We start from the raw sequence: 585 nt of genomic DNA, 5'->3' as shown, positions 1-585 counted from the left end.
TGACGAGCATGACGTTCATCAGTAGCGGCATCATGATAGCAGAACCCGACGCTTGAATCATCCGTCCTGCGAGCAGCACAGGGAAGACGTCTGCGAATCCGGCAAGAATCGTTCCGGTCGAGAAGAGGGTCATCGCAAATAAGAACAAGCGACGAACCGAATACTTTTGAATCAAGAAAGCAGATGTCGGAATCAAGACACCATTGACGAGCATGAAACCAGTCGACAGCCATTGAGCAGTAGCTGGTTCGATCGCTAGATCCTTCATGATTGAAGGAAGGGCGATGTTGAGCAAGGTATTATTTAAGAAAGCAATGAATGCCCCGATCATCAAAACGGCGAGGATGCCGTAAGGAGCGCGAGCTGTGTGAGTTGCACTTTGTTGCATGAATATCCTCCTAACTAAACGGACGGTACAGATTTATATACGGTCGTTCTATCTGTAGTTTATCTTAATCCGATTTAGTTCGAATTACAAACAATAATAGCTAAGAAAGATAATTTTATTTTTTATGTAGTTTTGAAAGCGTTTTTCTGAATGAGGAAAATGATTCGTAGGAAATAAAAAAGCGCAATCCTTCTCAT

At 42.9% G+C, this 585-nt stretch carries 1 protein-coding gene; it reads right to left on the bottom strand.

All coding sequences use genetic code 11. The annotated features are described in order from the left end of the window. Nucleotides 1-388 (bottom strand): MFS transporter (locus B3M90_RS11945; RefSeq protein WP_290784258.1); only part of this gene is annotated, 388 nt, incomplete at its 3' end. Nucleotides 389-585 lie beyond the last annotated feature (197 nt).

Origin of the sequence: Exiguobacterium sp. UBA6309 (assembly GCF_002439205.1) — a bacterium.
In the GTDB taxonomy this organism is placed as follows: domain Bacteria; phylum Bacillota; class Bacilli; order Exiguobacteriales; family Exiguobacteriaceae; genus Exiguobacterium_A.
This window is presented reverse-complemented; position numbering and strand designations above follow the sequence as displayed.